17 protein-coding genes are annotated in these 24,874 nt (G+C 35.5%); 13 read left to right on the top strand and 4 right to left on the bottom strand.

Features of this window, described 5'->3' with window-relative positions:
• The first annotated feature begins 27 nt into the window (after nucleotides 1–27).
• Nucleotides 28–3,684: a phosphoribosylformylglycinamidine synthase gene (purL, locus tag QWY87_RS16545; protein WP_290293303.1), complete on the top strand. Its 3,657-nt coding sequence runs from the start codon at nucleotides 28–30 to the stop codon at nucleotides 3,682–3,684.
• Nucleotides 3,685–3,882: 198 nt separating this feature from the next.
• On the opposite strand, the gene QWY87_RS16550 is transcribed toward purL, so the two are convergent.
• The 3 genes from QWY87_RS16550 to dnaB are packed head-to-tail and all read right to left on the bottom strand — an operon-like array spanning nucleotide 3,883 to nucleotide 8,249.
• Nucleotides 3,883–5,364 carry a glycosyltransferase family 39 protein gene (locus QWY87_RS16550; RefSeq protein WP_290293305.1) on the bottom strand — a complete coding sequence of 494 codons (1,482 nt, stop codon included), beginning with the start codon at nucleotides 5,362–5,364 and terminating at the stop codon, nucleotides 3,883–3,885.
• Between the two features lie 60 nt (nucleotides 5,365–5,424).
• The gene (locus tag QWY87_RS16555) at nucleotides 5,425–6,684 is read right to left on the bottom strand and encodes an asparagine synthetase B (protein ID WP_290293307.1); all 1,260 of its coding nucleotides are present in this window, start codon (nucleotides 6,682–6,684) and stop codon (nucleotides 5,425–5,427) included.
• A gap of 44 nt (nucleotides 6,685–6,728) precedes the next feature.
• The gene (dnaB, locus tag QWY87_RS16560) at nucleotides 6,729–8,249 is read right to left on the bottom strand and encodes a replicative DNA helicase (RefSeq protein WP_290293310.1); all 1,521 of its coding nucleotides are present in this window, start codon (nucleotides 8,247–8,249) and stop codon (nucleotides 6,729–6,731) included.
• Nucleotides 8,250–8,536: 287 nt separating this feature from the next.
• Between dnaB and QWY87_RS16565 the strand changes: the two genes are divergently transcribed.
• From QWY87_RS16565 to QWY87_RS16620, 12 genes are all read left to right on the top strand, one after another.
• The gene (locus tag QWY87_RS16565; protein WP_290293313.1) at nucleotides 8,537–9,619 is read left to right on the top strand and encodes a DUF3810 domain-containing protein; all 1,083 of its coding nucleotides are present in this window, start codon (nucleotides 8,537–8,539) and stop codon (nucleotides 9,617–9,619) included.
• 34 nt (nucleotides 9,620–9,653) lie between these two features.
• Nucleotides 9,654–12,605 carry an amidohydrolase family protein gene (locus tag QWY87_RS16570; protein WP_290293315.1) on the top strand — a complete coding sequence of 984 codons (2,952 nt, stop codon included), beginning with the start codon at nucleotides 9,654–9,656 and terminating at the stop codon, nucleotides 12,603–12,605.
• A 9-nt stretch (nucleotides 12,606–12,614) separates the two neighbouring features.
• Nucleotides 12,615–13,919 (top strand): amidohydrolase family protein, encoded by a 1,305-nt coding sequence (locus tag QWY87_RS16575; RefSeq protein WP_290293318.1) that lies wholly within the window; start codon nucleotides 12,615–12,617, stop codon nucleotides 13,917–13,919.
• 40 nt (nucleotides 13,920–13,959) lie between these two features.
• On the top strand, nucleotides 13,960–14,781 hold the full coding sequence (locus QWY87_RS16580) for a TrmH family RNA methyltransferase (RefSeq protein ID WP_290293320.1): 822 nt from the start codon (nucleotides 13,960–13,962) through the stop codon (nucleotides 14,779–14,781).
• A gap of 29 nt (nucleotides 14,782–14,810) precedes the next feature.
• On the top strand, nucleotides 14,811–16,043 hold the full coding sequence (locus QWY87_RS16585; protein WP_290293323.1) for a M48 family metallopeptidase: 1,233 nt from the start codon (nucleotides 14,811–14,813) through the stop codon (nucleotides 16,041–16,043).
• Between the two features lie 79 nt (nucleotides 16,044–16,122).
• Complete coding sequence (locus QWY87_RS16590) at nucleotides 16,123–18,339, top strand: RelA/SpoT family protein (protein ID WP_290293325.1); 2,217 nt, start codon at nucleotides 16,123–16,125, stop codon at nucleotides 18,337–18,339.
• Between the two features lie 83 nt (nucleotides 18,340–18,422).
• Nucleotides 18,423–18,869 carry a Fur family transcriptional regulator gene (locus tag QWY87_RS16595; protein WP_290293741.1) on the top strand — a complete coding sequence of 149 codons (447 nt, stop codon included), beginning with the start codon at nucleotides 18,423–18,425 and terminating at the stop codon, nucleotides 18,867–18,869.
• Between the two features lie 17 nt (nucleotides 18,870–18,886).
• The gene (locus tag QWY87_RS16600; protein ID WP_290293327.1) at nucleotides 18,887–20,155 is read left to right on the top strand and encodes an adenylosuccinate synthase; all 1,269 of its coding nucleotides are present in this window, start codon (nucleotides 18,887–18,889) and stop codon (nucleotides 20,153–20,155) included.
• 102 nt (nucleotides 20,156–20,257) lie between these two features.
• The gene (locus tag QWY87_RS16605; RefSeq protein ID WP_290293328.1) at nucleotides 20,258–21,760 is read left to right on the top strand and encodes an OstA-like protein; all 1,503 of its coding nucleotides are present in this window, start codon (nucleotides 20,258–20,260) and stop codon (nucleotides 21,758–21,760) included.
• Complete coding sequence (locus tag QWY87_RS16610; protein ID WP_290293329.1) at nucleotides 21,750–22,925, top strand: aspartate aminotransferase family protein; 1,176 nt, start codon at nucleotides 21,750–21,752, stop codon at nucleotides 22,923–22,925. The genes QWY87_RS16605 and QWY87_RS16610 overlap by 11 nt, the downstream gene beginning before the upstream one ends.
• A gap of 289 nt (nucleotides 22,926–23,214) precedes the next feature.
• Nucleotides 23,215–23,556: a hypothetical protein gene (locus tag QWY87_RS16615; RefSeq protein ID WP_290293331.1), complete on the top strand. Its 342-nt coding sequence runs from the start codon at nucleotides 23,215–23,217 to the stop codon at nucleotides 23,554–23,556.
• Between the two features lie 347 nt (nucleotides 23,557–23,903).
• On the top strand, nucleotides 23,904–24,245 hold the full coding sequence (locus tag QWY87_RS16620) for a hypothetical protein (RefSeq protein ID WP_290293333.1): 342 nt from the start codon (nucleotides 23,904–23,906) through the stop codon (nucleotides 24,243–24,245).
• A 54-nt stretch (nucleotides 24,246–24,299) separates the two neighbouring features.
• Here the strand turns inward: QWY87_RS16620 and QWY87_RS16625 are convergent, their stop codons facing one another.
• Nucleotides 24,300–24,869 carry a TlpA family protein disulfide reductase gene (locus tag QWY87_RS16625; protein WP_290293335.1) on the bottom strand — a complete coding sequence of 190 codons (570 nt, stop codon included), beginning with the start codon at nucleotides 24,867–24,869 and terminating at the stop codon, nucleotides 24,300–24,302.
• Nucleotides 24,870–24,874: the final 5 nt, after the last annotated feature.

The following is a 24,874-nucleotide window of genomic DNA, read 5'->3' on the forward strand; positions in this document are numbered from 1 at the left end:
TCAAAATCTTAAGATAAAACCAGTCAAATGATCTACTTTTTTACCCAGAATCAAACAGTATTTGCAGTCTCATCACCTTCAAAAATTGATGAGAAGGACATTGGGAAATTAACCTGGCTTTTTGGTAATGCAGAAAAACTAAATGAAATTTCTATCGAGGGTAGTTTTATCGGACCTAGAAAAGAAATGATTAGCCCTTGGAGTACCAATGCTGTTGAGATAACTCAAAATATGGGTATTTCAGGTATATTGAGAATTGAAGAATTCTTTAAGACTTCAGAAGAAGCGCCTGTTTTTGACCCAATGATACAGCATCACTACAAACAACTCGATCAAGAATTGTTTACAGTTGACTTGAGCCCGGAAGAGATTAAAGAAATAAATGACATTGCAGCGTATAACAAGGCTGAAGGTTTGGCATTGAATAAAGAGGAAATAACTTATTTAGACGACCTTGCGCTCAAGCTGGGAAGGAAATTAACCGATTCAGAAATCTTTGGATTTTCACAAGTAAACTCAGAACATTGTCGACATAAAATTTTCAATGGAACTTTTGTTATTGATGGAAAAGAGCAAGCTGATTCTCTTTTTAAAATGATTAAAAAGACTTCAATTGAAAATCCCAACACGATTGTTTCTGCCTACAAAGACAATGTGGCTTTTATAGAAGGACCGGTAATCGAACAATTTGCTCCTAAAACATCTGACAAACCTGATTATTACCAGAATAAAAAAATTAAATCCGTCATTTCATTAAAAGCGGAGACACATAATTTTCCAACCACAGTTGAGCCTTTTAATGGGGCTGCAACAGGATCTGGTGGTGAAATACGTGACAGACTTGCTGGAGGAAAAGGTTCTTTACCCCTGGCTGGAACAGCGGTTTACATGACTCCTTATTCAAGACTTTCAAAAAACAGGTCTTGGGAGAATATGACAGAAAGAAAATGGCTATATCAAACTCCAATTGAATTATTGATAAAGGCTTCTAATGGTGCATCCGATTTTGGAAATAAATTTGGACAACCTTTGATCTCAGGTTCCTTATATACATTTGAACACGAAGAGCATGAGAGAAAACTCGGTTTTGATAAAGTGATCATGCTGGCCGGAGGAATAGGCTATGGAAAGGAAGACGATAGTTTAAAAGACAAACCTAAAAAGGGAGACAATATCATTCTATTGGGTGGAGATAACTACCGAATCGGTATGGGTGGCGCAGCTGTTTCATCCGCAGATACCGGAGAATTTAACACAGCCATTACGCTTAATGCGGTTCAGAGATCAAATCCTGAAATGCAAAAAAGAGTAGCGAATACCATTCGAGGCATGGTTGAAGGAGAAGTAAACAAGATCGTATCGATTCACGATCATGGTGCCGGGGGGCATCTTAATTGCTTATCAGAACTTGTTGAAGATACAGGAGGTTTAATTGACCTTGATGCCTTACCTGTGGGTGACAAAACTTTGTCATCCAAAGAAATCATAGGAAACGAGTCTCAAGAAAGAATGGGCTTGGTAATCAATGGAAGAGATTTAGACTATTTACACAGGATTGCTGACAGAGAAAGATCACCAATTTATGATGTAGGGAAAGTTACTGATAATTTCAGATTTACTTTTAAATCTGAAAAAAATGGCAGTAAACCCATGGACTTTGACTTAGCTGATATGTTCGGGAGTTCACCCCAAACGATTATGACAGATCGTAGCCTTAATCGTAAATATGCTGCTTTGGAGTACAACGTGGCGCAGGTATACGAAGACGCAAAAAATGTACTACAATTAGAAGCCGTAGCATGTAAAGACTGGCTAACCAATAAGGTTGACCGCTGTGTAGGTGGTAAAGTTGCCAAACAGCAATGTGCCGGATCGCTGCAATTACCGCTTAATGATGTTGGGGTTATGGCACTTGACTTTCAAGGCCAGAGCGGGATTGCCACTTCAATAGGACATGCTGTAGCAAGTTCTTTAATTGATGAAAGAGCCGGTTCAAAAAACGCTATAGCAGAGTCATTAACTAATATCGTATGGGCTCCTTTGAAGGAAGGGCTAAAGTCGGTTTCTCTATCTGCCAACTGGATGTGGCCTTGCCGAAATGAAGGTGAAGATGCCAGGCTATACAATGCAGTGGAAGCCGTATCAGACTTTTCTATCGCCCTTGGAATAAATGTTCCTACAGGAAAAGATTCGCTTTCAATGAAACAAAAATACCAGGATGAAGAAGTTATTGCTCCTGGAACCGTTATCATTTCGGCAGCTGGTGAATGTTCGGATATCCAAAACGTGATTGAACCTGTGTTCAGTTCAGCTCAAAATAACAAAATTTACTATTTAGATTTTTCTCAAGATGAATTTCATTTAGGTGGATCAAGTTTTGCACAGATTAGAAATGCCGTTGGATCTGAGACCCCAGATATTAAAGATCCTGCCTACTTCAAGGCTTGCTTTAATGCGGTTCAAGAACTAATTAATAAGAATTTGTTGTTAGCCGGGCACGATATCTCTGCGGGTGGCATGCTTACTACCTTGCTTGAAATGTGCTTCGCAGAAAACAACCTTGGGGCCAAAATTGACCTCAGCAAGCTGAATGAAACTGACATGGCTAAGGTGCTCTTTTCAGAAAAGAGTGGTGTCATTATCCAATCTAATGGTTCATCTGCTGTTGAAGAAATTTTGAATCGCGAAGCTGTTTCGTATATTGAAATAGGAACTGCTTTAGCAAGCGATACGCTTGAGATTACTAATTTTGATCTCAGCTTTGATATTGCCACTTATAGAGATTATTGGTATACAACTTCATACCTGTTAGATAAAGAGCAAACTGCTAATAATTTGGCAGAAGACCGATTTAATAATTATAAGTATCAGCCTTTAAACTATATCTTCCCTGAAAATTATTCCGGGAAACTACCAGTCATTGATACCGAAAAAGCAAGACCTAAGGCTGCTGTGATCAGAGAGAAAGGCTCAAATAGTGAAAGAGAAATGGCCAACGCCATGTATTTGGCTGGATTTGACGTCAAGGATGTTCACATGACTGATCTTATTAGTGGAAGAGAAACGCTGGAAGACATTCAGTTTATTGGCGCTGTGGGTGGCTTTTCTAATTCTGATGTTTTAGGTTCCGCTAAAGGCTGGGCAGGCGCTTTCTTATATAACGAAACCGCTAATAAAACATTGAAAAAATTCTTTGATAGAGAAGATACTTTATCTGTTGGTATCTGTAATGGGTGTCAATTGTTTATTGAATTAGAAATGATCAATCCTGATCATATGGCTAAGCCTAAAATGCTGCATAATGATTCGTACAAACATGAAAGTGGTTTTACTTCGGTAAAGATTCAGGAAAACAATTCTGTGATGCTATCAAGTTTAGAAGGACTTACATTAGGTGTTTGGATGTCGCATGGAGAGGGTAAATTCAGCTTTCCTTATGAAGAGTCTAAATATAATATTATAGCAAAATATGGCTATGAAGGCTATCCTGCAAATCCAAATGGCTCTGACTTTAACACAGCTATGATGGCAAGTGATGACGGACGTCATCTTGTAATGATGCCACATATTGAGCGCTCTATTTTCCAATGGAACTGGGCCAATTATCCTGAAAACAGAAATGATGAAGTAAGCCCTTGGATAGAGGCTTTTGTCAATGCTCGTAAATGGATCGAGACCAAATAAGCTTATTTTTTAAAACAAACAGACACCGGTTTCTTTCAATAGGAACCGGTTTTTTTTTGTACTTGAATCTAAGGTTAAGTCATTAACATCAATTAAAAATATTTGAACAGGACTTTCGATCGATACCTGATAAATAAAAAACCTTATTTGGAATAAGGTCAAAGCCTCAAAAGAACAATGAACTAAAATGTTCTTTCTTTACTTGTATTTTACACATTGATAAACCAAATATTTCCTCAAAGTCTTTCCCTTTTTATTTGTAATTAGAATTGGTTCTAATTGATGGATTTCTTCGAAATAATTCTCGAGTTGATCAGGTGCCTTGGTTGATTTATCCAGGTTCTTAAAGCGTCGATCGGAATCGATGAAAATGGCATTCTTACCTTTTAACATAGTCAAATCATCATGAACAACTGAAAACTGTAAGCCATGTGCGCCAATCACATTACCTGAATAGACTTCTTGATCTAAATAAAAATTAAGCACGGCTGAAGTCTTATAACCATCATTGGAAAAAATAAAACTATCGGGATATTGCTGACTGATTTTTTCAACTTCAACCGACAATTCTTCCCAGCCAAACCAAGTATCATCAGACTTAACATTAACAGGATAAAAAACAATTTGAACAAAAAGAAGCGTGTGAAAAATCAAGGACAAAACAACCTGATACCTCAGCATTTTATAACTTATATACCTAGCGACTAATACAATAGCAGTGATGTAAGCGGGCATTATCCAATTAAGCTTTACCCAATAAAAAGTAGAAATAGCAAAAAAGAACAAAATAATGGGTAGCGAGAATGATAGTAGAAACAGCGTTTTGTCATCAGGTATTTTGTAAGTCTTTTTTATTCTTTTCCCAAGCTTAAAAAACACAAATAACATTGCAGTAAATAATACTGGTAATAAAAGCATTAATTGAGTCGCTAAATTTCCAAAGAAGAACTTCGGTACAATTTGGAACTTGGAAATTGAAGAGGCCCTTTCAGAGCCTTGAAATTTAAATGACATCCAGTCATTTTCAATATTCCAGATGAAAATGGGTGCAATGGTAATTGCAAAAAAGACTAAGGTTAAGAACAACTCCTTTGAAAATAAAAAATGTCGATGATTTTTAGAAAAAACAAGAAACGTGATCAAGCCAAACAGAAGAAAAACGGCGGTGTATTTGCTATTAAAGGACAGGCCTATTAATATTCCGGCTAGAATCCAGTACCTTATCTTGTTTTCAAATAGCGCCTTATACATGACGATCAATGACATGGTCCAAAAAAACAGTAACGGAACATCAGGGGTTGTATTAATTGATATGACCGTGACCAACAAAGTAGATCCATATAATACTAAAGACCGAATGGTTCTGTTTTTAGATAAGAAAAAGCTGCTTAAATAATAAAAACCTATAAATGAAAATAAGGTGACAATAAAATCAGTCAGTTTTACTGCAGCAACACTTTTGCCAAAAATAAAACTAAAAGCTTTGAGCATATAAGCCACCATTGGCGGATGATCAAAATAAGATAATGCCAGGTGCTCGCTATAAAAATAATAATAGGCGTCTTGCGGCATCAAACCCATCATTTGATTCACTATAAGCCTAATAACATAGATTGCAATCAAACCCAATAATAAAAACTTACCACCAGATGCATTTACAAACTTATTTATAGAGGTCATATATTCGGAATTTTAGCTTAAAATAAATTTAAAAAAAGATATTTATTAATCAGGACTATTTTATGTTTTTTGCTTTTTCTTTCGTGCTGCCGGAAAAAGAACATTATTTAAAATCAGTCTGTAACCAGGTGAGTTGGGATGCAAATCCAATTCTGTTTTTGGGTCCCCTACTCTGTGTTGGTAATCTTCAGGATCATGTCCTCCAAAAAAAGTAAACATACCCTTTCCTTTCACACCATGGATATATCTTGCTTCCCCATTGGCATTATTCTGACCCAACACCATCACTGTTGGTTTTACCAAAGCTGATTCAAAAGCAGTGGTTTGCCCCATAAAGCCTTTGACTAGTAAAGTGTGATTCTGGCAGAGCATACTCGGAACCATATCCCATTTTGCAGAATACTCCTTCAATTCAAAATAATCTTCTGATTTAAGCACTTTTCTTTTCCTTGTTGTATCAATATTAGAAAACTCATACACAACAGGGTTCCTTTCAAGAATAAAATCTTTAAAAGCAAAAGTTGGTTCATAAACTATCTTATCCTGATAGGCTCTTTCAGACGGATCTCCATCAAACATCACTTCGCAAATATCCACACCTTCTGCCGCCAAAGCGATATCAAAACTATCGGTAGCCGAGCACATGGCAAACATAAAACCTCCCCCAAAAACATAATCTCTGATTTTTAGCGCCACATTTAATTTTTGTTGGGAAACTTTTGCATAACCCATATCAACGGCTCGCTTTTCTGCATTCACCTTTGATTCAATATACCAGGGAGCTGTTCTAAACGCTCCATAAAACTTTCCGTATTGACCTGTAAAATCTTCATGATGTAAATGCAACCATTCATATAATAATAACTTATCAGATAGTACCTCCTCATCGTATACTACTTCATAAGGAATCTCTGCATATTGTAACACCATTGTTACGGCATCATCCCAGGGTTGCTTATCTTTTGGAGAATAAACCGCAATTTTTGGCGCTTTTTCCAAAACAACAGCCTCCATGTTTTGAGATGGGCTGGCGATAAATTCCAATATTTTAACCGCCTCAGTCTCTGAAACTATTTCAAATGAAACACCTCTTATCGTGCATTCTCGCCTAAAATCTTCTTGATTCTCTAATAGAAAAGATCCGCCTCTATAATTTAGAAGCCATTGTACCTTTTTCCCTTGAAGTAATGATTGATACGTAATTCCATAAGCCTTTAAATGATTCTTTTGTGAGGAATCATCCATTGGAATTAACAAATAAGATGCAAAGGAAGGCGTAACAAACAGGAAAAGCAATAAACAGTAAAAAAATTGACGCATTTGAAGTCTATTCCTACTAAACATGGAGATTTTAATTTCTATTATTAAAATGGAACGTCATCATCCTTGTCCATATTACCAAATGCATCATTGGCGCTTGTAAAATTACTTGGTGAAACCTGCCCGGCATTCATTGAAGATTGGAACTCTGTCTCAAAACCTTCATCAAGATTTGCAAACTTGGCAAGTCTGCCAATAAATTTCATCCTGATATTTTCTAAACCACCATTACGGTGTTTTGCAACAATAAATTCTGCCTGGCCGTCGCATGGGGTTCTCTCATCATCATCCCACTCAGTGAGGCCATAATATTCAGGTCTATAAATGAATGATACAATATCAGCATCCTGTTCGATCGCTCCAGATTCCCTAAGGTCAGAAAGCAAAGGTCGTTTACTACCTCCCCTTGTTTCCACAGCCCTCGAAAGTTGAGATAGTGCAATTACAGGAACACTTAATTCCTTTGCTAAAGCTTTTAAATTCCTGGAAATTGTAGAAATCTCTTGTTCACGATTTCCTGAACTCTTTGTTGATGAACCTGCTGTCATGAGCTGAAGGTAGTCAATAATAACACACCTAACGTTGTGTTGAGAAACCAATCTTCTGGCTTTAGCTCTAAGGTCAAATACAGAAAGAGACGGTGTATCATCAATAAAAATTGGAGCGTCAGATAATTTTTTAACCTTCACATTTAATGCCTCCCATTCATAGGTTTCAAGATTTCCTTTTCTTAGCTTTTCAGAAGAAATTCCTGTTTCACTTGAAATCATTCTTGTTATAAGCTGCACCGACGACATCTCCAACGAAAATATGGCAACAGGAATATCAAAATCTATAGCCATATTTTTAGCCATTGACATCACAAAAGCAGTTTTACCCATACCAGGTCTTGCAGCTAAAATCACAAGATCTGAAGGCTGCCAACCTGAAGTGAGCTGATCAAGCTTGCTGAAACCTGTTGCGACGCCACTCATTCCTTCCTGATTAGAAATTTCTTCTATCTTCTTCAATGCCTGCGTTACAAGATTGTGGGCTGCTTCAGAACTTTTTTTCAAATTACCTTGAGTAATATCAAAAAGTTTAGTTTCAGCTTCATCTAATAAATCAAAGACATCAACTGTCTCATCATATGAATTGGTAATGATTTCACTTGAAATCGTTATCAGCCTGCGCTGTATATATTTTTGAAGGATAATTCTTGCATGGAATTCTATATGGGCTGCTGAAGAAACTTTCTGACTTAGGTTAATCAAATAAAAGTCACCACCAACAGCTTCTAGTTTTTCATCTTTTTTTAATTGATTCGAAACTGTGAGTAAATCAATTGGTTCAGAATTTTCAAAAAGACTAAAAATAGCATTATAAATAAACTGGTGTGCAGGTTTATAAAATGCATCTGCGTGTATAATATCAATAACATCATCAACACCTTTCTTATCGATCATCATAGCACCAAGAACAGCCTCTTCAAGATCTAACGCCTGTGGCGGGATCTTGCCTTGTTCAAGGTTTATTATGGTCCCTTTTCCTTTGTTATTATATGATACTGACTTTGCTGATTCCATGTGGCAAATGTAAATGTTTAGCAGTGCAAACCGCTTCTTAAAGCCTATTTAAAGTTAACAATTATTGTTAACAGTAGAATCCTTGTTAATAAAGTCTGTGCAATAACGCGATTCTAAAAATTGGGCGATGAGCTGTTTACTGAACTCCTTGTATTCTCAAAAACTTAATAAATTAGTTTGCAATTCTTTAGCAATTTCTGAATTCAAATTATATTCTCAAACTATACAAAAAGTAAATTGTAATTGTTGTTAATAATTTGTTCTTTTGTTCAGAATAATTGCCTGCAATGTATAAAGAAAAAAGAAATATTCTATTATCCGTTTTCCTTTTTTTCCAGATTGGAATAGTGGCTTTGCTTTCTAATTATCCTGAGTTCATTGACAGGTTCTATGTGAATGGATTATACCCTGTGATTGCAAGTATCTTGAGATTTATTACGGGCTGGGTTCCGTTTTCAATTGGCGATATAATTTATGGAGTTCTGATATTTCTAATATTGCGCTTCCTTTATAAATTGATCATGCCAAAAGGCCAGAAACGAAAAAATCTGTTACTACAGTTTCTTGCGGGCGCCTCTGTTTTTTATTTTTGCTTCTATTTATTTTGGGGCTTAAACTATTCCAGGAGCCCGATATCAAAAAGTTTTTCTCTTGAAGAAGAGTCTTTCGATATTGAACAGCTTGAATTGATTACAGAAAAAATACTCTTTAAAACGAGTAGCTTACAAAAAAGCTTGTCGGGTCATGACACCTTACAAGTAGAAATAAACTATTCTAAGCACAAAATTCTTGAACTTACAAAAATTGGTTATGATGAGCTAAGTCAAGATTTTCCTCAATTAGCTTATAACAGGCCATCTATTAAAAAATCGCTATTTAGTCTTCCGCTTACCTATATGGGTTTTTCCGGATATTTTAATCCCTTATCAGGAGAGGCTCAGGTAGATCATTTAATTCCAAAAATTAATTTACCCTTTACCTGCTCACATGAAGTGGCGCATCAGCTTGGAATTGCATCTGAAAGTGAAGCCAATTTTCTTGGATTCTTAGCAGGCACCTACCATAAAGATCCTTATTTTCAATATGCTGCTTATCTTCTGGTCTTGCGATATGCCTTACTGGATATCCGAAGATATAATAAAGAATTGTTTGATACTTATCTGAAAAGAATACCTAAAGGTGTTTTGAAAAATATGCGTGAGTCAGACATATTCTGGAAGCAATATGAAAATCCGTTTGAACCGCTTTTCAAAATTTTTTATGACAACTACCTTAAATATAACCAACATAAAGATGGATTAGAAAGCTATAATCAAATTATGGGCCTGGTCATTTCTTTTGACAAATCTTATCCATTAAATTTTAATTGATACATTTGGTTGTACAATTCCATATTCTATTTATATGAAAAACCTTTACATGCTTATCTTTTTGATGTGCACCATGGGGCTCACGGCCCAAGAATATTTTCCAAAAAACGATGGTGTTAAAACAGATAATCAAAACCATATCGTTTTTACAAATGCCACAATTTATTTAGACCCTGATAATATTATTGAAAAGGGGAGTCTGTTAATCCAAAAAGGTAAAGTAGTTAACTCAGGTCAAAATATTAGTATTCCTAAGAATGCCGTAATTATTGACCTAAAAGGTAAAAGTATATACCCTTCTTTTATTGATGTATACACAGACTTCGGTATAACATCACCAAAAGCGGATTCAAATAAATCAAGCGCTGTTCAATATGACAGCAAGCGACAAGGGTATTATTGGAACGAACACATAATGCCTGAAAAAGCAGCTATCAACGCATTTGAATTTGATGATAAAAAAGCAGCTGAATTATTAAAGGAAGGATTTGGTGTGGTGAACACGCATGACCTACAGGGAATTATTAGAGGAACTGGCGTTCTGGTAGCTTTGAACACGAAGAGAACCAATAATGAACGAATTCTATCTTCGAAATCTGTGCAATACCTTTCTTTTGATAAAAGTAAGTTTTCAAAACAGTCTTACCCGAATTCATTAATGGGCAGTATGGCACTGCTAAGACAGACTTATCTCGATGCGTCCTGGTATGCGCAAGGATCTGTAAGCACAACAGATTTGTCTTTAGAAGCGCTTAATAATAACAAATCACAAAGGCAAATATTCTATGCCGGTAAAAAAAGAAATGCTCTTAGAGCACATCAAATAGCGCAGGAATTCGGATTAGAATATGTACTATTTGGCGGTGGTAATGAATATGAATTAATCGACAATATTAAAGCCACAAATGCGACCTATATTCTTCCGCTAAATTTCCCTAAACCATTCGATGTTGAAAATCCGTTTGAGACCGAATACATAAATCTTAGTGATATGCGAGATTGGAACCAGGCACCTGCCAACCCCGGCGTTATGGCCAGCAATGGTGTTTCTTTTGCCTTCTCATCTTATGGTTTAAAATCAGTGTCAGATTTCAAAAAACATATTTTAAAGAGTATTAAATATGGCTTGGATAAAAAAACCGCTCTAGCTGCATTAACAACTGTACCCGCAAAGATTCTGAATAAGACTGATAAATTGGGGCATTTGAACAAAGGCGCTTATGCTAATTTTATCATTACTTCGGGTGATCTCTTTAATGAAAAAACCATTATTTATGAAAATTGGGTGCAAGGAGAACCCTTTGTAATCAACTCATTGGATCAACTCAATATTGATGGTAAGTACACTTTTAAATTAGATCAAAAGGAATATGAATTGAGCATTGAAAACTCAGTTTCAAAACCTAAGATTACCATAAAATCAGATGACAAAGCTATCAGCAATAAATCAAGTTTCAAAAATAACTGGTTAAGTATCCATCTTGAAACAAATAAGGATCCAAAAGAATTCAACAGACTCCTGGCTTTAATTGAAGCCCCTGAAACCATTCAAGGAACAGCTGTGAATAGTAATGGAATTAAAAATGTCTGGACAGTCTCTGAGAAAAAAGCGGATACGCTAAAAAAGAAAACTGAAGAACCTAAAGCTCCTTATTTGTCTCCTGTTACCTTTCCGAATAATGCTTATGGATTTGACACGCCTCCGGAACAGCAATCAATTTTATTTAAAAACGTAACTGTTTGGACAAATGAAAACGAAGGCATTCTTGACAATACAGATGTCTTGGTTAAGGATGGTAAAATAAGTAAGATTGGTAAAAACCTTAAACCTGGAAAAGCAGAAGAAATAGATGGAACCGGAAAACACCTGACCTCAGGGATCATAGATGAGCATTCTCATATCGCCACTATTTCGACCAATGAATCAGGTCAGAATTCTACTGCTGAAGTAAGCATGAGCGATGCCCTCAATTTTGAAGACATTAACATTTACAGAAATTTAGCTGGTGGCGTTACCCAGGCACAAATTCTTCATGGTTCTGCAAATCCTATAGGAGGAAGATCAGCAATCATCAAATTAAAATGGGGTGAGACTACTGAAGGATTGATTGATCAAGAAGCGCCAAAATTCATCAAATTCGCCTTGGGCGAAAACGTCAAACAATCTAATTGGGGCAGCTATTCAAGATTTCCCCAGACACGAATGGGAGTTGAACAGTTGTATGTAGATTATTTTCAAAGGGCCAAAGAGTATGATAAAATCAAAAAATCAGGGATAGCATATAGAAAAGATATCGAAATGGAAGTGCTTGCTGAAATACTCAATCGAGAGCGTTTTATTTCTTGTCATTCATACGTACAAAGTGAGATCAACATGTTGATGAAAGTTGCTGAACAATTTAACTTTAATGTAAATACTTTCACGCATATCTTAGAGGGTTATAAGGTTGCCGACAAAATGAAATTACACGGTGCCGGTGGTTCTACTTTTAGTGATTGGTGGGCTTATAAATATGAAGTCAATGATGCCATTCCTTACAATGCGGCTATCATGCACAGTCAAGGAGTTATAACTGCGATCAATTCTGATGATGCTGAGATGAGCAGAAGGTTAAATCAAGAAGCGGCTAAATCGATGAAATATGGAGGTGTTAGCGAAGAAGATGCCTGGAAATTTATCACACTTAACCCTGCCAAGCTCCTTCATATTGAAGATAGAGTTGGAAGTATTAAAGTGGGGAAAGATGCAGATCTTGTACTCTGGACAGGCCATCCCTTATCAATTACGTCAAAAGCTGAGAAAACTTTAATTGAAGGGCGTGTTTATTTTGATCTTCAAAATGACTTAGAAATGCGTAAAAAGATGAAGGTAGAAAAAAACAAATTAATCAGTTTGATGCTAACAGAAAAAAAAGAAGGCAGCGACACGCAAAAGGCTAAGAAAAAAGAAAGTAGAATCAATCACTGCGACACAGTTGATTTTTAAAAAGCAATTATGAAAAATAGTTATATAAAATCAATAATGATTCTTGTTTTTTGCTCATTTACAGCAAACGCTCAACAGACCCCAGCCGGCGCCCAAAAAGAACTTATAAGTATCGTAGGCGCTACAGCGCATATTGGTAATGGCAATCTTATTAAAGAAGCAACTCTCATTTTTGAAAACGGGCTGATCAAAGAAATAGGAGCCGCTTCGGAAATTACACCGCAGGGCATCGTTATAGATGCGAAAGGCAAACATCTCTACCCAGGATTTATCATTCCTAATTCGACTTTAGGCTTAGGGGAAATTGATGCTGTAAGAGCAACAATAGATGCTGATGAGATTGGAAGTATGTTACCTCATATTAGAAGTCTCATTGCGTATAATGCAGAATCTAAGGTGGTAGAAAGTATGCGGCCCAATGGGGTGTTATTAGCTCAGATAACACCAAGAGGTGGTCGTATTTCGGGAACCTCCTCTTTGGTTCAGTTAGATGCGTGGAACTGGGAAGACGCAGCCATCAAAGTAGATGATGGAATTCACATCAATTGGCCACAAACCTATAAAAGTAAATATGAGTCATTTGGTCAGGTTGTAATCTCAGAGGCAAACGAGGATTACCTTAAACAGGTAAATGAGTTAAAGCACTTCTTGTTAAATGCTAAAGCCTACACTAAGAATGAGTCGAGTAAAGAACACCTTCCTTTTCAAGCCTCTAAAGGTATTTTTGACGGTATACAAAAAGTTTATGTTCATGTCAAAAGACAAAAAGGAATAATTGATGCCATAACCCTTATGAAATCGTTGGGGCTTGATCAAATTGTTTTGGTAGGTGCGGATGAAGCATACAAAACAATTGATCTGATCAAAAAGGAAAATGTTGCTGTACTTCTCAGACGAACACAGTCTCTCCCTCTTAATGAAGATGATGATTATGACCTTCCCTATAAAAATGCAGTGACCTTAGTTGAAAACGATATCTTAGTAGGACTTGAAAACAGTGGGCAAATGGAAAGAATGAATTCCCGCAACCTTCCGTTTTATGCGGGCATAACCACAGGATACGGGCTTACGTTTGAGGAGGCATTACAGCTTATAACTTTAAATACGGCAAGCATTCTAGGAATAGGGCAGCAATATGGTTCTCTTGAAAAAGGAAAGAGTGCGACATTGTTTATCAGTGAAGGTAATGCACTTGAAATGAATGGCAATATCATCGTCAAAGCTTATATAGATGGTCGTGACATCAGTTTAGAAACGCATCAAACTAAACTTTGGAAGCGATATATGGACAAATATTCTCAAGCCTCAGAATAAGCAATAAGAATTGATTCATTTCAATTAGATACTATTATATATGATCAAAGAAATCTCAAGCCTGCAAAATGACCTCGTAAAGGAGATTGTTCAATTACAGGAAAAATCCAGAACAAGAAAAAAGCTGGGTTTGTTCGTTATTGAAGGTCAGCGTGAGATTAAATTAGCAATTGAAGGTGCTTATAAATTGAAACAAATATTATTTTGTGAAGACATCATTTCAAAAAATGAAATTGATCAATTAATCATCGCTACTGACCAAAAGGAACCGCCTGTATTAATAAGAATATCTATTCAAGTCTACCAGAAGATCGCACATCGAAAAACCACTGAAGGTGTCGTAGCTGTGGCTGAATCAAAAGAATTATCTCTTAGGGGTTTAGAACTTAAGAATGATTGTTTGGTGCTCATTGCCGAAGCTTCGGAAAAACCTGGCAATATTGGCGCCTTATTGAGAACGGCAGATGCAGCAAACTTAGATGCCGTTATCATTGCGAATCCTAAAACGGATTTTTATAATCCAAATATTATTCGCTCAAGTGTAGGCTGCGTCTTTACGAATCAAATCGCCCAAGGCAGTACAGATGAAATACTCGACCTATTGAAGGAAAAAAAGATCAATATTTATGCCGCTGCACTTGACAAAAGGAGTTTACCATATCATCAAATGGATTATACCAAAGCCTCAGCTATAGTTGTTGGTACAGAAGCTACCGGGCTAAGCGAACAATGGATGGTAAACGCAAAGAAAAACATCATCATTCCTATGCAAGGAAAAATAGATTCACTTAATGTATCGGTTTCCGCTGCAATTGTTATTTTTGAAGCCAAAAGACAAAGAAATTTCGGTCTGTCGAAATAATGCAGTATGAATTAATCCCACAGGATAAAATGAACCCACAATTTTTATTTTATATTATTATCGCAATTCTCGTTATAGATTTTGCTATCGACAAGATTATCAGCTATTTGAATGCTAAACATTTTGACGATAAAATTCCGAATGAACTAACCGATGTTTATAATGAGAAGGAATACCTTAAATCGCAGGCCTATAAAAAAGAAAACTACCGCTTCTCTCTTTTAAAAAGTGGTTTCACCATGATCCTGACCCTGTTCTTCTTTATTTTGGAAGGCTTTGCCTGGGTCGATAATTTTTCAAGAAGCTATAGTTCCAATGAAATAACTGTAGCCCTTATTTTTTTTGGTATTATCATGATTGGAAGCGAAATATTAAGTATCCCATTTACCTATTATCACACTTTTGTTATAGAAGAAAAATATGGCTTTAACAAAACCTCTAAACGCCTCTTTATTACTGACAAATTAAAAGGTTTGTTACTTAGCGCCACTATCGGCGGCGGTGTTTTAGCAATTATAATCTGGTTCTATCAAATGACCGGCGATGACTTTTGGGTCTATACCTGGATGTTTATTGGTGCTTTTACCATATTTATCACTATGTTTTATTCGTCTTTGATCGTGCCTCTTTTCAACAAACAAAGCCCACTTGAGGAAGGTGAATTAAAAGATGCCATCTTTGCGTTTTCCAAAAAGACAGGTTTTACGTTGAACAATATTTATGTTATTGATGGATCTAAGAGATCAACAAAGGCAAATGCCTATTTTTCAGGTTTTGGAGCAAAAAAGAGAATAGTTCTTTATGACACTTTAATAAACGATCTTAATACGGACGAAATCGTTGCCGTTCTGGCACATGAAATTGGTCATTATAAAAAGAAACATGTACTAATTAATATGGTGCTTTCCTTATTGGTAACAGGAATCACACTTTACATTTTTTCTTTATTGATAAATAATGCTTTGTTATCAAGTGCACTTTCTGTTGATATCCCAAGCTTTCATATTGGTCTTATCACATTTGGAATTCTCTATAGTCCTATTTCAGAGATTACTGGAATATTCATGAATATGATCTCGAGAAAATTTGAATACCAGGCAGATGATTTTGCCAAGAATCAATTTAATGGATCTTCCCTTGTCTCATCGCTTAAAAAACTATCGAAAAATAGTTTGAGTAATTTAACGCCTCATAAGGCTAGCGTGTTTATCCACTACTCACACCCTACTCTTCTTCAGAGAGTTAGAAACCTTACTGCTTAATTTTCAAGCTTTACTTAAGAGCCTGTATTTGCTGTTTAAAAAACTTGTTAGTTACTTTCCTTTATAGTATTTTTAAACTATGGCGTATACAGCAACCATAGACCAAGAAAAAAAAGAAATAGCGAGTCGTTACAAAGACATGCTGAAGGATACATACCAAACCTTGTCTAACGAAGACAAGCTCCTAATTCGCAAAGCTTTTGATATTTCCGCTGATGCTCACAAGGATCAACGAAGAAAGACTGGCGAACCTTATATATATCACCCTATAGCTGTAGCAAAGATTGTAGCTAATGAAATTGGATTGGGCGCCTATTCAATTGCTTCTGCTCTTTTACATGATGTGGTTGAGGATACTGACTATACTTTTGCCGACATCGAACAGCTTTTTGGGAAGACCATTTCAAGGATTGTAAATGGTTTAACTAAAATATCCAGATTGCAGAAAGATCAGGATGTATCGATTCAAGCCGAAAACTTCAGAAAAATGTTACTCACCCTTAATGATGACGTTAGGGTAATTCTGATAAAGATCGCAGACAGGCTGCATAACATGCAGACACTGGACTCAATGAGAGAAGATAAACAAGTGAAAATTGCTTCCGAAACGCTGTTCATCTATGCACCTTTAGCCCATCGATTAGGCTTATATAATATTAAAACACAACTTGAAGACCTAGGGCTTAAGTATACTGAAAATGAAGTTTATACAGATATAAGAAATAAAATTTCAGAAAGCAAAGAGGAACAAAAGATCTATATTAATAGTTTTACAAAGACGATCAAAGATTCTTTGGATAAAGAAGGCTTCAATTATACCATCAAGGGACGCACTAAATCTATCTATTCTATAAGAAGAAAAATGGTAAATCAAGGGGTGTCTTTCGATGAAGTCTATGATAAATTTGCAATACGAATCGTATATAAGTCAATTCTAAAAGATGAGAAATTTGATGCCTGGAAAATTTATTCAATCGTTACAGATCATTTTAGCCCTAATCCGAACAGGCTGCGTGACTGGATAACCCAGCCCAAAACTACCGGTTATGAATCTTTGCACACCACTGTTATGGGCCCAAAAGGTAAGTGGGTTGAAATTCAAATAAGATCGAGTCGAATGGACGAGATTGCTGAGAAGGGATATGCAGCTCATTTCAGATACAAACATGGCTCACAAAAGGAAAGCGGACTTGAAGAGTGGCTTAACAAATTAAGAGAATCACTTGAAAATCCGGATGTAAATGCTGTCGATTTTGTAGAACAATTCAAACTAAATTTATACGCAAAAGAGATTTATGTATTTACACCTAACGGTGATATAAAATCATTGCCTAAAGGCGCAACAGCCCTTGATTTTGCCTTTGCTATTCACACCGAGGTTGGTATGCGATGCAGGGCTGCAAAAGTGAATAGCAGGTTAACACAAATCAGTAAGGAGCTTCACAGTGGTGATCAAGTAGAGATTATCACCTCTAAAAATCAAAAACCTAAACTGGCCTGGCTTGATATAGTAAAAACAGCAAGGGCCAAATCTCGTATCAAAAGTATTCTAAAAGATGAGCATAAACTTATTGCCAAGGAAGGAAGAGAAACGCTAGAAAGGAAATTACGTCATTTAAAGATTAAGTTAAATGAGAAAACCATTAATGAATTGGTGAATTTCTTTAAACTTAAAACAAGTTTTGATTTATTTTACAAAATTGGAAACGGGAGTATTGACAACCAACAACTGAAAAAATATGCCAGTCAGCGGTCAAATGTTTTGATGCATTTTTTGAAGAGCCGGATGAACCGCTCTACTGCGTCAAAGGATGACAAGATAAAAGAAGAGGTCACTGCCGACTATGATATGCTTGTTTTTGGGAGGGAAGAGGAGAAACTTAAATACAGTCTTTCAAAATGTTGTAATCCAATACCAGGTGACTCTGTATTTGGCTTTGTTACCATAAAAGAAGGGATAAAAGTGCATAAACACAATTGTCCAAATGCCCTTAGTATGCAATCTCAATATGCTTACAGAGTAATTTCAGCTAAATGGATTGACTCATCTCATCAAGGATTCAAAGCTACATTGGAGATAACAGGGGTTGACAATTTAGGATTGGTAAATGAAGTGACAAAGGTGATCTCAGGGATTCTGAACGTAAATATTCACAGTATAAATATCTCAGGGGATGAAGGCTTCTTTCACGGGATGATTACTGTACACATAAATAACAACAAACAATTAAACAATCTGATTCAAAAACTTTTAAAGATTGACGGCATTGAAAAAGTAACAAGAAATACCAATTAAAATCTTACTTTTTTTGTATTTATTTCGCTTTAATGTGGGGATAAAATGTAACTTTGCAAAGCAAGAACCAGGATTCTATTTACATGGATAATAGTCAAAATCAGGAAACAGTTAAAAACTTCTTTACCAAGTTTTTAGAGGATAATAATCACAGGAAAACTCCCGAAAGATTCGCTATACTTCAAGAAATATATGATAACGATGATCACTTTGATATCGAGACATTATATATTGAAATGAAAAATAAGAATTACCGCGTGAGTAGGGCTACCTTATACAATACGATAGAATTGCTTCTGGAATGCAGACTCGTAAGACGTCATCAATTTGGCCAAAATCAGGCTCATTATGAGAAATCTTATTTTAACAAACAACATGATCATGTCATCTTGACTGATACCGGTGAAGTAATTGAATTTTGTGATCCTAGAATTGAAAACATCAAAAAATCTATTGAAGAAGTATTTGATGTTAAAATCGATAGTCACTCTCTTTACTTTTATGGGGAAAAGAACAAAACAGCTAAATAACTTATAAATATTATTAAATGATTGATTTACTACTAGGCCTGCAATGGGGTGATGAAGGAAAAGGAAAAATCGTTGACGTACTCACAAAAAACTATGATATTATTGCCAGATTTCAAGGAGGGCCTAATGCGGGACACACCTTAATTTTTGATGGCAATAAGCACGTTCTTCATACAATTCCGTCTGGAATATTTCATAAAAGAGCTATTAATATTGTTGGGAACGGAGTAGTGATCGATCCAGTTATATTTAAAAAAGAGTTGGATAACTTAAGTAGTTATAATATTGACTTCAAAACTAAATTACTGATTTCAAGAAAAGCGCATATCATTCTTCCTACGCATCGTCTCTTAGATGCCGCTTCTGAAAAAATGAAGGGGAAGCTTAAAATTGGCTCAACACTTAAAGGAATTGGCCCAACTTATATGGATAAGACTGGGAGAAATGGTCTTAGGATAGGAGATCTTGAAATGAGCAATTGGAATGAGCGCTACAAAGCTCTTACTAAAAAGCATTTAAATATGCTCAAGTTTTACGAAGTAGAACTAGATTTTGATCTTGAGGCTTTAGAGAAAGAATTTTCTCATACAGTTGAAATACTTAAAGAGCTTACATTTATTGATAGTGAAGAATATATTAACCAGGCGCTGTCTAATGGAAAGTCTATTCTTGCCGAAGGTGCACAAGGATCTTTATTAGATGTAGATTTTGGAACTTATCCATTTGTGACTTCTTCAAATACAACAGCAGCCGGAGCATGTACTGGCTTAGGTGTTGCGCCTAATAAAATTGGAGATGTATTTGGAATTTTCAAAGCTTACACAACAAGAGTTGGCTCAGGCCCCTTCCCTACTGAGTTGTTTGATGCAGATGGAGCAGAAATGGCAAAAGTAGGTCATGAATTCGGAGCAACTACCGGAAGACCTAGACGTTGTGGCTGGCTTGATCTAATTGCCCTTAAATATGCAGTTCAAATAAATGGAGTGACCCAATTGATGATGATGAAAGGTGATGTACTTTCAGGATTTGACACATTAAAAGCGTGTACTTCTTATAATTACAAGGGTGATGACATTTTTCATTTCCCTTATAACATTGAAGAAGATAATGTAAAAGTTAATTATACTGAATTTGAAGGCTGGCAGGAAGATTTAACCGCTATGACTGAGGCTGGGCAATTACCTAAGAATCTCAATGATTATATTGCATTTATAGAAGATTTTGTAGGTGTAAAAGTGAGTATAGTTTCGGTTGGTCCGGATAGAAAACAAACCATAATGGTTTAATTACAATACAAAAAAGTTAAAAAAAAGGTAAAGAATCTACATTAGAACTTTGCCTTTTTTCATTTAGTTTATATTTGTAACACCCTATAAAACTGATCCCGTTTGAAATCAATTGCGATTCTTCTATTTTGTTGCTTATTTTCCTTTTTGGGCCTGGCTCAAGGAAAAAGGATTCAAATTATTCATTCTGATAATTCAAGTATTGATGAAGTAAGACTCCCAGGGGCTACTATTCTACTCGGAAATGTGGTAATCAGGCATGAAGGAATCAAGTTAAACTGTAAAAAAGCGGTCCATTATAAAAACCAGAATTTCATAAAAGCTTTTGGTGATGTCATTTTGAATCAAGGTGACAGTATTATTCAAACAAGCCAATACACTGAATATAACGGAAACAATCAAAAAGCTTTATCGTGGGGTAATGTAGTGATTAAAGACTCTAAAATGACTTTAAGCACAGATACATTAAATTTTGATAGAAATCGTCAGATACTTTATTATAAGTACGGTGCAACCATAAAAGACAGTGCCAACGTATTGACAAGTAATACGGGTAATTATTATTTAGAGAACAATAAGTTTCAGGCGGTTTCAGATGTACTGCTAACAAACCCTGATTATATTCTTGAATCAAATCATTTAGATTATTACACTGATAGCGGCAGGGCATTTTTATACGGTCCTTCGACTATAACAAGTGATGAGAATCTAATTTATTGCGAAAAAGGGTTTTATGACACAAAGCAAAATATCTCCCATTTTACAAGAAATGCCAGGATTGAATTTGACGAAAAAGAAATCAAAGCTGATAGCCTTTTCTACAATCGAAACCAGGGATTCGCCTCAGCAACGAATAATATCGTAATGATTGATACTGTAAATCATGTTGTTCTCAAAGGTAATTATGCTGAGTTTTTTGAACAAGTCGATTCTGCATTTGTCATCAAAAAAGCCTTAGCCATAACAAACACAAACAAAGATTCCTTATTTATACATGGTGACACCATCTTGGCAACGGGCACGCCAGAAAACAGGATTATCAGGGCATACCATGCTGTGAAATTCTTTAAAAGTGATCTCAGCGGAAAATGTGATTCAATTCATTCTAATCAAGGGTCTGGTTTAACACAAATGTTTAGAGCACCAGTTTTATGGTCAAATAAGAGTCAAATAACAGGTGATACAATACAGTTATTGAACAATACAGCTACTAATACCCTAGACAGTCTAAAAGTCTTGAGAAATGCCTTTATAATTGATAAGGACTCCATTGGATTCAATCAAATTAAAGGCCGTGACTTATACGGGAAGTTTGAGGAAAATGACCTTAGGTTCATCAATATTATTGGTAATGCTGAAGTGATCCATTTTGTTAGAGATGAAGAACAGGCCTTAATCGGTATAGAAAAAACATCTTGCAGTGAAATTCAGTTTGTTCTTAGAGAGAGTAAAATAGAATCTTCAAAGTTTATAAACCAACCTGATGGACAAACTTATCCGCCATCCAAGCTTCCTGTTAATGCGAGAAAGTTAAGGGGGTTTATATGGAGAGACAGTGAAAAACCCTTGTCAAAATCAGATATCTTTATAAAAGATGAAAAATGATTTTCTAAAATACCAGGCTCAAACGTCGGGCCATCCTTTATTATTGGAAATTAAAAAAGCCAAAGGGACCTATGTGTTTGACATCAATGATAAAAAATACCTCGATTTTATTGCCGGAGTTTCTGCCAACACGCTAGGACACCAACCTAAACCGGTTGTGGATGCCATTAAACAGCAAATTGACAAATATATGCATGTGATGGTGTATGGTGAGTTTGTTCAAGGACCTCAAGCTGCTTTGGCAAAAATGCTTGCACAGCATTTACCGGAAACTTTAAATTGTACTTATTTAACCAATTCAGGTACCGAAGCAACCGAAGGTGCTCTCAAACTCGCAAAAAGAGCAACTGGTCGTTTTGAAATAATAGCCGCTAAGAATTCGTATCACGGAAATACTCAGGGTGCCATGAGTGTCTGTGGCAATGAAAAACAAAATAGTGCCTTTAGACCTCTGATACCAGGAGTTTCTTTCATAGAGTTCAATAATGAAGAAGATTTACTTAAAATCAATCACAATACAGCCGGAGTAATTTTAGAAACTATTCAGGGAGGTGCCGGGTTTATCATGCCTAAAAACGACTACTTAAGAAAAGTACTTGATCGCTGCAATGAGGTTGGTGCTTTACTGATTTTGGATGAAATCCAAACTGGTATTGGAAGGACCGGAAGTTTTTATTGTTTCCAGCAATACAATATGATCCCTCATATCTTGATAACCGGAAAAGGTCTCGCAGGTGGGATGCCAATCGGAGCTTTTATATCGTCTCGAGATCTAATGAGTCAATTTACAGAGAATCCAAAGCTTGGTCATATTACAACCTTTGGCGGACATCCAGTTATTGCTGCTGCAGCCTTAGCTACACTTAAAACACTATTTAATTCATCCTTGATAAAGCTTACCGAGAAAAAAGAAGCATTGATTCGGAAATTATTAGTGCATGAGGAGATCGTCGAAATTAGAGGCAAAGGATTAATGCTAGCTTTATTAATGAAAAATACTGAGCTAGCAGATCACTTAATACTTATGGGCATGAAACATGGTATCCTCTTATTCTGGCTATTATACGAACCAAGAGCAGTGAGAATAACACCACCATTGACAATTTCAGAAAAAGAAATCACCACAGGTTGCCATCTTATTCTTGAAATTCTGAATAAGGCCTAAACCCAGTACTTAGCTTTTACATTTTGTTTTCAATCTAGCGTATATAAATTATTGAATGTGTAAATATTACACACTATGTTGAATAATCAATAATTAACAACATGCATCATTAAGTATTTGTTAAAAATGTTAAGTAACTCTTAATGTATTTCCACTTTTAACGATTTAAAAGTTAAATGTTTCTTAATTGAGGAAAATTTAACGGTATCCAATGTAACAATTACGACAAAAGTTACGTCCTTTAATAGTATAAATGTCTAATCTATTTGTCTAATCTAAATTATATATCATGAAAAGCTTAAAATTATTTATTCTTGCCCTTGGTCTTTTTACCATTAATGTATCTGCCGCAAATTTAAACCCTGTCAAACCAACTGATGAACTTAGAATCGAAATTGTTGAATTGATTGGAACTAACTATATGAATGAAATGAAAGCCGATGAGCATGGAGCTGCAGTTTTATTTACTGTTAATAATAACAAAGAAATTATCATTCTATCTGTAGATTCAGATGATGATTTACTTGAGAGTTATTTGAAAAGAAAATTAAACTATAAAAAAGTTAACCATAGACCTAGCAAACATGGTGAAATCTATTTATTACCAGTAAAGATGGTTAAACAATTATAATAACCATCTTTAATATATGAATTTAAAAGCTGTCAATTGACAGCTTTTTTTTTGCTTGATTATCAAATACCCATCGATGAAAATTTGTTGTACGTTTTATAATTAGGTTGCGTTTTATGTTCTAATAGAAAATGCATTACATTCCTTCCAATTCAAATTCAAATATTCAAATAGCATTTTTTCTTGAGAATTATGAATACGTTAAAACCTTCTTAATAGAATAGCACCATTTCAACTAGAAGCGTTAAAAATATCTTAAATCATCTAGATTTAACATATTCATATGTAACATTTACTGCACATGCTTCGTCTGTAAGAGTATAAATGTCTAATCTAAATTATATATTATGAAAAATGTAAAACTATTTATTCTTGCTCTAGGGTTATTTACTCTTAATTTATCTGCTGCAAACTTAAACCCAATTAAACCAACTGACGATCTTCGTTATGAGATGGTTGATTTAATAGGATCTAATTTTATGGACGATATGCTGCAAGATGAATATGCCGCTGATGTGTTATTCACAGTAAACGCTAATAGAGAATTAATCGTTCTATCTGTCGATTCAGAAAACGCAGAATTGGAAACCTATTTAAAAAGAAAATTGAATTACAAAAAGGTAAATCACAAACCAAGCAAACGAGGTGAGATTTATTTGTTACCAGTGAAAATGGTTAAAAAACTTTAATCTACATTATTATTTTATTTGAAATGTAAGGTTGGCCTCTGGGCCAACCTTTTTTTATTCAATTAATTTGTCTAATAACTTTCTGACTTTATTACTATTCCAATCTGCAGCTCCTACTTTACTGGCTACAATATGTCCGGTAGCATCTACAATATAGGTTGTAGGCAGAGAATTTGAATTCATTTCATCTGGCACCTTTGTTTCCTGATAATAAACAGGTAATTCATAATTTTTGTCAGTTAAAAAATTACGAACCCGATCGGGCTCATCATTCGCCACAAAAAGAAAAACAACTTTATCGCCATAGGCGTCATACAATTTTTGAAAACTTGGCATTTCCGCCACACACGGAGGACACCAGGTAGCCCAGAAATTCACCACAATTGTTTGCCCCTTAAAATCTGAAAAGTTTATTTTAGCTCCATCAAGACTCCTAAGTTGCCAATTATAATCTTCAATCACTAACTGCTCTTTCTCTTCAATTTCCATGGAAAAAATTCTTGTAGTAATCAAACTGACTCCTTTAATTAAGGTTGCTCTAACAGGAAGGCCATAAGGTGTAAACAGAAAGATAATAAAGCCAATAAATATAATGTTTGATAGGTTTTTCTTAATAAAATCCATAGCTG

It is taken from the genome of Lutimonas halocynthiae (assembly GCF_030409835.1).
GTDB classification, from domain to species: domain Bacteria; phylum Bacteroidota; class Bacteroidia; order Flavobacteriales; family Flavobacteriaceae; genus Lutimonas; species Lutimonas halocynthiae.